Genomic DNA, 10992 nt, shown 5'->3' with positions numbered 1-10992 from the left:
CCGCTGGCACTCGCCGCGTCGACTTCGCGCCAACTTACGCGCCGCCTCCCGCGCCACGCACCCCCAGGAGCGCGCGGCGTAGACCGCAGCGCTCGCCCCCTCGCTCCAAAAGAGCGAAAGTCGAGTCAGAAGCCCGGGGCGGCTTCGCCACGCGCCCCTGGTTCCAGCAGGTGCTCGCGCGCCAGACGTCGGTGGTGGACGCCATCGCGCCAGGCGCCTCCCTCTTCGTCGTCGCGGTGCCGGTGGTGCGCGCGGGCCAGACGACCGCGGTGCTCGCGGGCCTGCTGGACACGGAGATGGCGCTGCCGGGCGGACGGCCGCTGAGCAGTGACCTGGAGCTGCTCGTCCTCAACGCCTCTGGCGACCTCTTCCTGCCGAGCGCCCCGCCCTCGTGGGCCAGCGTGTCGCGCGCGTCCGGGGAGCTGCGCGACTTCATCCGCGAGGGCGTCCGGCCCCCGTCGCTGGACGCGATGCCGGAGACCTTCCTCACCGCCACGCCCGTGCCCGGCACGGGGCTGCACCTGCTGCTCGCCGCGGACGAGACGGCGCTCCTGTCCGGCCTGCGCGACCGCTTCCTCGTGCAGCTCCTGGTGCTGGCGCTGCTCCAGGTGGGCACGCTGGTGCTCTTCACCGTGCACTGGCGCCGCGTCTACGGCCTGTTCCGCGAGGTGGAGTCGCGCTCCGCGCAGCAGGAGAAGATGGCCGCGCTGGGCAGCGCCGCCAGCCTCATCGCGCACGAGGTGAAGAACTCCCTCAACGGCCTCAAGGCCGCCACGGGCCTCGTCTCCCCGGAGGGAGAGGGCGGGCTCGTGGTGCGCACGCTGCACGGTCAGATTGACCGGCTGGCGCACCTGGCCACGTCGCTCCTGAACTTCGGCAAGCCGCCCGTCGTGCGCCGCGTGGACGTGGACCTGGCCCAAGTGGTGCGCGACGTGGTGGAGGGCCTGCGCTCGCTGCCGGAGGCGGGCGAGGTGCGCGTGGACGTGGACGTGCCCCCGGCCGGGGCGCTCGTGTCGTGCGACCCGCTGCTGCTCACCACCGCGCTGGACAACCTGGTGCGCAACGCGATGGAGGCCACGGTGGCGGCCAAGGACCTGGGCAAGGTGTCCGAGCCCCGGGTGCGCGTGCGCGCCCGCCTGGACGCGGACGCGGCGGTGGTGACGGTGGAGGACAACGGGGGCGGGCCGCCGGCGGACGTGGAGGGACACCTCTTCGAGCCCTTCCGCACCTCCAAGCCCAAGGGCATCGGCCTGGGGCTGGCCATGACGCGCCAGGCGCTGGAGCATCAGGGCGGACACCTCGCCTTCGAGCGCCTTCCCGACGGCTGCCTCTTCCTCCTCCACCTGCCCCGAGCCCCCCGGCCATGAGCCTCCCCGTCCTCTTGGTGGATGACGACCGCGCCTTCTCCTCCATCGCGGCGGTGGCGCTCCAGCGCGAGGGCTTCAGCCTCACGGTGGCGCACTCGCTGCACGAGGCCCGCGCGACGCTCGCGAAGGCCACGCCCGTGCTGGTGGTGCTGGACCGCCGCCTGCCGGATGGAGACGGGCTCGCGTTCCTGCCGGAGCTGAAGGCGCACGCGCCCGGCGTGGCGGTGGTGATGGTGACGGCGCACGGCGACATCGCCAGCGCGGTGGACGCGGTGAGGGCCGGCGCGGCGGACTACCTGGCCAAGCCCGTGGAGCTGGCGGACCTGGTGCTGCGTGCGCGCCGGGCCCTGGATGCCAGCCGCCTGCGGGACCGGTTGGAGACGGCGGAGGCGGAGCTGTCCGGCCGCCGACGCCTGGTGCCTCCCACGTCCGCCGCCATGCAGCGGGTGTTCGCGATGCTGGAGCGCATCGCCGCGTCGCCTCGCAGTCCGGTGCTGCTGCTGGGCGAGACGGGCGTGGGCAAGGAGCAACTCGCCCGGCACCTGCATGCGCTCGCGTCGAAGGACGGGGGCGCGCCCTTCGTGCACATCAACTGCGCGGCCCTGCCCGAGCAGACGGTGGAGAGCGAGCTGTTCGGCCACGAGAAGGGCGCCTTCACGGACGCGCGCACCGCGAGGCGCGGGCTGGTGGAGGTGGCCCACGGCGGCGTGCTCTTCCTGGATGAAGTGGGCGAACTGCCGCTGGCGCTCCAGGCGAAGCTGCTGACGTTCCTGGACTCGGGGAGATTCCGCCGGCTGGGCGGCACCACGGAGCAGACGAGCACCGCGCGCATCGTGGCCGCCACCAACCGGGACCTGCCGAAGCAGATGTCGGGCGGCAACTTCCGCGAGGACCTCTGGTTCCGCCTGAGCGTGTTCCGCATCGACATCCCCCCGCTGCGCAAGCGGCGCGAGGACGTCCTCCCGCTGGCGGAAGGGATGCTCGCGGACCTGGGCCGTGAGCTGGGCCGGCGCGACGTCAGCCTGGGGATGAAGGCCCGCGCGAGGCTTGCGGCCTATGCGTTCCCGGGCAACGTGCGCGAGCTGCGCAACATCCTGGAGCGGGCGCTGGTGCTGGAGCCCGGACCGGAGCTGGAGCTGGAGGTGCTTGGCGGCACGCCCTCTGTCAGCAACGCGGTGAACGTGGAGGCACCGGCCGAAGTGGCGCCGGGAGCCTTCAGCGTGACGGAGCCCGTGCCCATGGAGGACCTGGAGCGCGCGTACGTGCGCTGGGTGCTGGAGCGGCAGGGCGGCCGGCGCATGGAGGCGGCGAAGGCGCTCGGGTTGTCCTACCCGACCTTCCTCAAGCGCCTGGGCGACGAGTGAAGGGAACTTGCAGTCCCTGCGATGAAAGAATTTTGAAGTCGCGGACGATGAAAGGATTTTGAAGTCGCGCGGCGTCGCATCCGCGCGGATTTGTTGGGGAAGTGCCGGGCACATGGCTTGCGATGGGGGGACTCCGGATTCTCACCGGAGCCTGCCGATTGCGCCGTTCCCTCCCCGCTCTCATCGCCCTGGGCACCCTGCTCGGCCTCACCGCCGGTGCCGAGCAACACCCCACCTCTCCCGCCACGCTGCTGCTCTCCACCCTGCCGGACGACGACGGTCTGGCGGAGCTTCTCTGGGAGCACTCCGCGGACTTCGCGGACGACCGTGCCCGCCTCGCCGCGTCGCGAGCGGATCACCAGCGCACGCACCTGCTGCCCAATCCGGAGCTGGACGTGTCGATGAACACCATTCCCCTGGGGGCCACGAACCCACCGGGCCTGCGCCGTTGGGACGACGTGCCCAACTACGTCGTGGGGCTGTCGGAGCTGGTGGAGCTGGGCAAGCGAGGCCCGCGTCAGGACGCGGCGAAGGCGGCGCTGGTCGCCACCACGCTGGACGTGCACGCAGCGCTGCGAGCCCGCACGTACGACGTGCTGGAGCGAGCAGCGGACGTGGCCACCACGGAGGTGCGCATCGCGGAGCTGACGAAGCTCACCGACGACGCGCTGAAGCTCACGGACCTGCAACGCGCAAGGCAGCAGCACGGCGACGCGGCGGGGCTGGACGTGGACCGCTCCACGTTGGAGGCGCAGTCGCTGGAGACGGCGCTGGGAGAGGAGCGGGCGAAGTTGGCGGACGCGCTGCTCGCGTGCGCGCAGCTCGCGGGCCTGCCATGTGAGCCCTTCGGAAGCCACGAGCGGGCGATGTCCTTCCTCAAGGCAAGGCTCGACCGCGCACCCGCGCCCGCCGCCATCGAATCCAGGCCGGACCTGAAGGCGCTGAGCGCGCAGCAGGAAGCGGCGCGGTCCGCGCTGACGCTGGCGAAGCGCCGGTGGATCCCGGATCCGACGGTGCGAGCCGGCTACACGCGAGACCAGTTCGTCATCGCCGGCAACCAGAAGAACTCCCTCTTCGTGGGCCTGTCGATTCCGCTGCCCCTCTTCGACCACGGACAGGCGGACGCACAAGCCGCCAGCGCCAGCGCCGAGTCCGCCAGGGTCGCCCGCGAGCTGCTGACGGCTCAGGCCGCGAGGGAGACGGACGTCCTGAACCAGCAACTGCGTGCGGTGCAGGAGCGCCGCCAGAAGCTGCACACGCAGACGCTCCCGCTGGCTGAAGGCGTGGTGCAGCGCCTGGACGCGGCGGTGAAGGCCGGAGGCGTGGCCTTGCAGGACCTGCTCCTCGCGCGCCGCACCTACGGAGAGCTGGTGTTGCACGCGGCCGACCTGGACCAGACCGCCTACCACCTCACCGTCGCCATCGCCCGGGCCAGTGCCGCCGGTCCGCGAGCACCGGACACGCTGATCAATCCCCGCTCCTGATCTCTTCCCCCTTTTCGAAAGTCCCCACTCCATGAACACCCCCGACACCTCCTCCACCGTCCCGACGTCCACCACCACCCGCCGAGCCCCGGTCTGGATGGCCTTCGCGGGAGCAGGCCTCCTGGGCACCGGCGTGCTGCTCTACGTGCTGGCCCCCACCGACTCCATCGCGGAGAGCGAGACCGCCATCGCCGGCCCCACCGTGAAGGGCGAAACGGTCCACCTGCCAGACGGAGCGCCGCAGTGGCACTACGTGCAGCTCGCCATCGCCACCGAAGGCAGCGCCCTCACCCCGCTTCCCTCCCCCGCGCGAGTGCAGTTCGACGAAGCGCGCACCGCGTCCGTGGGCGCCCCGCTCGCGGGCCGCGTGGAGGAGGTGCGCGTGCGCCCCGGCGACCGCGTGAAGCAGGGCGACGACCTCTTCAGCGTGCGCTCCGGCGCCTTCGCGGAGCTGCTGCGCGAACAGCGCGGCGCGGAAGCAGAGCTCGCGGAGAAGCGCCGCAACGCGGAGCGCCTCAAGGCGTTGGTCGCCCTGAGCGCCGCCCCGGAGAAGGAGCTGCTCGCCGCCCAGACGGAGCTGCGTCAGGCCGAGCTCTCCCTCGAAGCCGCGAAGGCGAAGCAGGGCAGCCTCCGGGTCTCCTCCCGAGGAGAGAACCTCTTCTGGGTGACAGCCCCGCGCTCCGGCACGGTGGTGGACCTGGACGTGGTGGCCAGCCAGGAGGTGACGCCGGACCGCGACAAGCCCCTCGTGCGGCTGTCGGACCTGGATCAGGTGATGGTGGTCGCGGACCTCCAGGAAGCGGATGCGCTGGACCTGTCCCCCGGCCAGGACGTCACCGTCACCACGCGTGACGGCATCACCCGCGCAGGCAAGGTGGACCGCGTCTCCGAGGTGGTGGATCCGCTGCGCCGCACCGTGGAGGTGCGCGTGCGAGTCCCCAACAACGACCGCCGCTTCCGCCCCAACGCCTTCGTGGAAGTGACCCCGACCGCACCCGAAGGCGTCAAGCGAGTGCGTGTCCCCGACAGCGCGGTGGTGACGGACGGAGCGCGCTCCGTGGTCTTCGTCGCCCGCGACTCGAACCGCCTGGAGCGCGTCGCCGTGACGCCGGGCCGCCGCCGCGACGGCGAGGTGGAGCTGCGCGGAGGCCTCTCCTCCGGAGACCGGTTCGTCGCCCGGGGCGCCCTGCTCCTGGAGAACCAGATCGAACTGGCGGACTGAAGTCCCACGACGAACCGAAAGACGCCCATGTTCGAAAAGCTCGTCGACTTCAGCCTGAAGAACCGCGCGGCGGTGGTGTTCCTCACGCTGCTCACCGCCATCTGGGGCTATTTCTGCTTCCGAGACCTCACCGTGGAAGCCTTCCCGGATCCCACCGACACGCAGGTCAACGTCATCACCCTCTATCCGGGCCAGCCGTCCGAAGAGGTGGAGCGCCAGATTGGCCTGCCCCTGGAGCGGGCCCTCAACGGCATGCCGGGCCTCACGCGCCTGCGAAACCTCTCCATGTTCGGCCTGTCGTTCGTCACGCTGAGCTTCAACGACAACACCGACGTGCTCTTCGCCCGCGCCCAGGTCCTGGAGCGCCTGCGCGACGCGGAGCTGCCCGAAGGCCTCACACCCTCCCTGGGTCCGCTGGCGACGCCCATCGGGGAGATCTACCGCTACACGCTGAAGGGCGCGAAGGGCGACCCCATGAAGCTGCGCACCCTCCAGGACTGGGTGGTGCGGCCGGGCCTGCTGCGAGTCGACGGCGTCGCGGACGTCGTCAGCTACGGCGGCCTGCTCAAGGAGATCCACATCCAGCCGGACCCCGCCCGGCTCGCCGCGTTCGGCCTCACGCTGGACGACGTGGAGGACGCGCTGAAGGACGGCTCGGAGAACGCGAGCGGCGGCGTGCTGGAGCGAGGCTCCGAACAGTTCGTCATCCGAAGCGAGGGCCTCTTCCGCTCGCTGGACGACATCCGCGACGTGCGGGTGGCCACGCACGAAGGCACGCCCGTGTTCCTCAAGGACGTGGCGGACGTGAACGAGGGCTGGTCGCCCCGCCAGGGTGTGGTCAGCCGGGACGGCGACGGCGACGTGGTGCAGGGCATCGTGCTGATGCGCCGGGGAGAGAACCCCTCCGTCGTGCTCTCCCGCGTGCGCGACGCGGTGGCCGCGGTGAACGGCCGCCTCCAGACAGACGACGCGCGCATCGACCCGTTCTACGACCGCACGGACCTGGTGAACACGACGCTGCGCACGGTGGGCCACAACCTGCTGGAGGGAGCGCTGCTCGTCACGCTGGTCCTCTTCATCTTCCTGCTGGACCTGCGGGCCGCCATCGTCGTGGGCGTCCTGATTCCCCTCTCGCTGCTGGCCTCGTTCATCTACCTGAAGATGCGAGGCATGTCGGCGAACCTGCTGTCCATGGGCGCGGTGGACTTCGGCGTCATCGTGGACGGCGGCGTGGTCATCATCGAGAGCATCCTCGCCCGCATGTCCGGCCACCAGTTCGAGGGAGAGACGCCCCTCGAGCGCATCCAGCGCGCGACGAAAGCGGTGGTGCGCCCGACGGTGTTCTCGCTGCTCATCATCATCGCGGCGTACCTGCCCATCTTCATGTTGCAGCGGGTGGAGGGCCGCATCTTCGCGCCCATGGCGAACACGGTGGTGGCGGCGCTCCTGGGCGCGCTCGTCTTCTCCGTCACGCTCATCCCGGTGCTGGCCTCGTTCGTCTACCGCAAGCCGGTAAAGCACAAGGAATCGCCGGTGCTGCGAGCCGCGGACAAGGCCTACGGGCCCGTGTTGGCCTGGAGCCTCAAGCACCCGGCCACCGTGGTCGCGGTGTGCACGGTGGGCCTGCTCTGCGCGGGAGCCCTCATCCCGCGCATGGGCAGCGAATTCCTCCCGGCGCTCAACGAAGGCAGTCTCTATCTGACCTTCACCATGCCTTCGAACATCTCCCTGTCGGAGGGCCGCAAGCTGGTGCCGCGCATCGAAGGCCTGCTGCGCCAGGCGCCGCAGGTGGACGGAGTGCTCAGCCAGCTGGGCCGCCCGGAGGACGGCACCGACGCGAAGCTCACCAACAACCTGGAGTTCTTCGTGAAGCTCAAGCCGCCCGCCGAGTGGCCGAAGAGCACACCCAAGCTGGACGACGTGCTGGAGGTCCTCCAGCGCTCCGTGTCGGAGGTCCCCGGCATGGAGGTCAGCTTCAGCCAGCCCATCGGCGACAACGTGAACGAGAGCATCAGCGGCCAGCAGGGCCAGCTCGCGGTGAAGCTCTTCGGCGACGACCTCCAGGTGCTCCAGGAGTATTCGCAGAAGGTGAAGCGCACGCTGTCGCGAGTGGAAGGCGTCGCGGACCTGGGCATCGTGAAGAGCGGCGAGGTGCCCAGCATCCAGGTGACTCCGGACCGGGTGGCGCTGGCCCGCCACGGCATGTCGCTGGGAGACTTCCAGCACGTCTTCCAGACGGCGGTGGGCGGCCGGCCGCTCAGCGAGTTCTGGGAGGGTGAGCGCCGCTTCGACGTGGTGATGCGACTGCCCATGTCCAGCCGCGACGACGTGGAGAAGATCTCCCGCCTGCGGGTGCCCGTGGAGGGAGGCGTGCTGGTGCCACTGAGCGAGCTGGCCAAGGTGAAGACGGGCTTCGGCCGGGCCTCCATCAACCGGGAGAACGGCCGGCGCTACATCGGCGTGCGGATGAACGTGCGAGGCCGGGACCTGGGCTCCTTCGTGAAGGACGCGCAGGCATTGGTCCAAAAGGAAGCCCCGCCCCCGGCGGGAACGAGCATCGAATGGGGCGGCGAGTTCGAGAGCAAGGAGCGAGCAATGAGCCGCCTCCTCACGGTGCTCCCGGTGGCGCTCGTCCTCACGCTGCTGCTCCTCTTCAAGGCATTCAACTCCTTTGGCCGGGCGGTGGTGACGCTGCTCAACGTGCCCTTCGCGCTGATGGGTGGAGTGTTCGGCCTGTACTGGGCGGGCATGCCGCTGAGCGTGGCGGCGGCGGTGGGCTTCATCGCGCTCATCGGACAGGCGGCGCTCAACGGCGTGCTGGTGATGAGCGCCATCGCGGATCGAAGAGAGGCGGGCGAGTCACTGGACGACGCCATCCTCCACGGCAGCCGCGAACGCCTGCGCCCGGTGCTGATGACCGCCGCGCTGGCGGCGCTGGGCCTGGTGCCGGCGTGTTTGAGCAACGGCATCGGCTCGGAGATGCAGAAGCCGCTGGCCATCGTCATCGTGTCCGGAACCCTCTCCGCGTGCGCGCTGACGCTGGTGCTGTTGCCGGTGCTCTTCCGCATCTTCGCCCGCTTCACGGAGCAGTTCGTGGACCGGATGCCCGCGCAGTTGCTGCGCGTGGTGCCCGGAGCGAAGAGCCTCCGCAAGGCGGGCTAGGGCCTCACGGCATCGAGGACGGCTCCGGCTCCCCGGTCGCGGGAGCCGGGGCCTTCCCGGCGATGAAGTCCTTCAGGTCGTCCGGCAGCGGCGACGCGAAGGTGACGCTCTCCCCGGTGCCCGGGTGCGGGAACGTGATGCGCTCCGCGTGGAGCGCGTGCCGGGGCAGCCGCAGCCGCGCCCACGCCTCCGGCTCCAGCGTGTGCTTGCTGAAGCGGTCGAAGTAGCCGGGGTCCGGCCCGTACATCTTGTCCCCCACCAGCGGGAAGCCCGCCTCGCGCAGGTGGATGCGGATCTGATGCTGCCGCCCCGTCTCCGGAAAGCAGCGCAGCAGCGCGAACGGCGCACCGCCCTGCGTGAAGCGCTGGAGCACCTGGAAGCGCGTGCGGCTGGGCTTGCCCGCCACCGGGTCGATGCGCACGGCGATGCGGATGAGGTCCGTGCCCTCCGCGATGGGCGCGTCCACGACGAAGGTGTCCTCGGCAGGCTGGCCCTCGCACAGCGCCAGGTATTCCTTGTGGACGTCGCGCGACAGGAACAGCCCGCCCAGCACGCGGCAGGACTCGGTGGTGCGGCCGCACACCACCAGCCCGCTCGTCTCCCGGTCCAGCCGGTGCGCGGGCTCCGCGAAGCGCTCACCGAAGCGCTCGCGCAACAGCGTCACCAGCGTGCCCTTGTGGTAGCGCGCGGTGGGGTGGATGGGCAGCCCCGCCGGCTTGTCGAGCACCAGCAGCCAGTCATCGGAGAACACGACGGGCAGCGCCGTGGGCGTCACGGGCTCCTGGCTCGCGGGGCGACGGATGCGGAAGGTGAGCCCCGGGTACACGGGCGTGGAGGGCTTGAGCCGGTACTCGTCGCACAGCACGCCGCGCAGGATGATGCCGCGCACGCGCTCCAGGTCCATGCGGCGGATCTTCTCGCAGAGGTAGCGATCCAACCGCCACCCGGCGTAGTTCGGCTCCACGACGAACGGGATGTCCACGTAGCCGTCGGGCACGGCCGGAGCGCTTTCGGCGTCTTCACGCATGGCGAGCCCGACGCTCTAGCACGCTTCGGAACGAACAAGGCCGCCCGGCCCCCGCGCACGAAGACGCGAGCACCCGGCGGCCTGACTGCTTCACACGGACGCGTCAGCTCACCCGAAGGCGCGCTTCGCCTCCACCACGCCCAGGAAGCGCGCGTACAGGTCCGCGATGCGCTCGCCCGTGCGGCCGTCCCACAGCTCCGGCACGCGGCCCTTCTTGAAGTCGCCGGCCAGCACGCGGTTCGCGGCCTCGCGGATGCGCGCGGGGTCGGTGCCCACCACCTCGTTGGAGCCGACCTCCACGGTGATGGGGCGCTCGGTCTGCTCGCGCATGGTGAGGCACGGCACGTTCAGCGCCGTGGTCTCCTCCTGCAGGCCGCCCGAGTCCGTCATCACCAGCTTCGCCTGCGACGTGACGGACAGGAACTCCAGGTAGCCCATGGGGTCCACCAGCTTGAGCCCCGGCGTCTGCTCCAGCTTCGGGCCCAGGCCCTGCTCGGCGATCATCTTCCGCGTGCGCGGGTGCACCGGGAACACGACGGGCAGCTGCTTCGCCACGTCCATCAGCACGCCCAGCAGGCCCGCCAGCAGCTTCGGGTTGTCCACGTTGGACGGGCGGTGCAGCGTCGCCACCACGTAGCCCTTGGGCTCCAGGCCCAGGGTCTTCAGCGTGGGCAGCTGGTCGGCCTTCTCCTTGGACGACAGGAGCGAGTCGATCATCACGTTGCCCACCAGGTGGATGTGCTTCGGGTCGATGCCCTCCTTCAGGAGGTTCGCGTCCGCGTCGCGCGACGGCGTGAGCAACAGGTCGGAGAGCCGGTCGGTGACGACGCGGTTGATCTCCTCCGGCTGGTGCCGCTCGAAGCTGCGCAGGCCCGCTTCCACGTGGGACAGCGGGATGGCCAGCTTGGACGTGACCAGCGCCGCGGCGATGGTGCTGTTCACGTCACCCACCACGGAGACCAGGTCCGGCTTCTCCTTGAGGAAGACCTTCTCCATCTCCACCATCATCTTCGCCGTCTGCTCGGCATGGCTGCCGGAGCCGATGCCCAGGTGGATTTCGGGCGGAGGCAGGCCCAGGTCCGCGAAGAAGACGTCGCTCATCTTCGCGTCGTAGTGCTGGCCGGTGTGGATGACGAGCTGCTGCAGGGACCCGCGCGCGGAGATGGCCCGGTGGATGGGTGCCACCTTCATGAAATTCGGACGCGCGCCAACGATGTGGATGACCTTCTTCATGTCGCTGCGGAAAATAGGCACGTGCCTATTTCCGGCCAGGGGTGGGGCTAACAGCCGTCTACCGGAAGCAGCGAGACGTCCTGAATCTGATAGATGCCTGACTCTTATACACATCTGACGCTTCCGACGATAA

General features: G+C 70.3%; 7 protein-coding genes. 5 read left to right on the top strand and 2 right to left on the bottom strand.

Annotated features, from left to right (window positions below):
* Positions 1-170: 170 nt before the first annotated feature.
* The 5 genes from D7W79_RS30955 (at position 171) to D7W79_RS30935 (ending at position 8599) form a co-directional block, all read left to right on the top strand.
* Positions 171-1367 (top strand): sensor histidine kinase, encoded by a 1197-nt coding sequence (locus D7W79_RS30955; protein WP_244222065.1) that lies wholly within the window; start codon positions 171-173, stop codon positions 1365-1367.
* Entirely contained in the window at positions 1364-2731 is a 1368-nt protein-coding gene (locus D7W79_RS30950; RefSeq protein WP_120528976.1) for a sigma-54-dependent transcriptional regulator, read from the top strand. Before D7W79_RS30955 ends, D7W79_RS30950 begins: the two co-directional genes overlap by 4 nt.
* A gap of 158 nt (positions 2732-2889) precedes the next feature.
* Positions 2890-4215, top strand: a complete 1326-nt coding sequence (locus tag D7W79_RS30945; RefSeq protein WP_120528975.1) for a TolC family protein — start codon at positions 2890-2892, stop codon at positions 4213-4215.
* Positions 4216-4246: 31 nt separating this feature from the next.
* Positions 4247-5437 carry an efflux RND transporter periplasmic adaptor subunit gene (locus D7W79_RS30940; RefSeq protein WP_120528974.1) on the top strand — a complete coding sequence of 397 codons (1191 nt, stop codon included), beginning with the start codon at positions 4247-4249 and terminating at the stop codon, positions 5435-5437.
* A gap of 27 nt (positions 5438-5464) precedes the next feature.
* Positions 5465-8599, top strand: a complete 3135-nt coding sequence (locus D7W79_RS30935) for an efflux RND transporter permease subunit (protein ID WP_120528973.1) — start codon at positions 5465-5467, stop codon at positions 8597-8599.
* A gap of 4 nt (positions 8600-8603) precedes the next feature.
* Here D7W79_RS30935 and D7W79_RS30930 read toward each other — a convergent pair whose 3' ends face one another.
* Positions 8604-9626 carry an RluA family pseudouridine synthase gene (locus D7W79_RS30930; protein ID WP_120528972.1) on the bottom strand — a complete coding sequence of 341 codons (1023 nt, stop codon included), beginning with the start codon at positions 9624-9626 and terminating at the stop codon, positions 8604-8606.
* Between the two features lie 108 nt (positions 9627-9734).
* Entirely contained in the window at positions 9735-10859 is a 1125-nt protein-coding gene (wecB, locus tag D7W79_RS30925) for a non-hydrolyzing UDP-N-acetylglucosamine 2-epimerase (protein WP_120528971.1), read from the bottom strand.
* Positions 10860-10992: the final 133 nt, after the last annotated feature.

The sequence above is a fragment of the Corallococcus exercitus genome, from assembly GCF_003611585.1.
In the GTDB taxonomy this organism is placed as follows: Bacteria; Myxococcota; Myxococcia; order Myxococcales; family Myxococcaceae; genus Corallococcus; species Corallococcus exercitus.
This window is presented reverse-complemented; position numbering and strand designations above follow the sequence as displayed.

Excerpts from the sequence above, each read along its gene's own strand:
- D7W79_RS30930 (WP_120528972.1), bottom strand. The coding sequence starts at position 9,626 with ATGCGTGAAGACGCCGAAAGCGCTCCGGCCGTGCCCGACGGCTACGTG.
- D7W79_RS30935 (WP_120528973.1), top strand. The coding sequence starts at position 5,465 with ATGTTCGAAAAGCTCGTCGACTTCAGCCTGAAGAACCGCGCGGCGGTG.
- wecB (WP_120528971.1), bottom strand. The coding sequence starts at position 10,859 with ATGAAGAAGGTCATCCACATCGTTGGCGCGCGTCCGAATTTCATGAAG.
- D7W79_RS30950 (WP_120528976.1), top strand. The coding sequence starts at position 1,364 with ATGAGCCTCCCCGTCCTCTTGGTGGATGACGACCGCGCCTTCTCCTCC.
- D7W79_RS30940 (WP_120528974.1), top strand. The coding sequence starts at position 4,247 with ATGAACACCCCCGACACCTCCTCCACCGTCCCGACGTCCACCACCACC.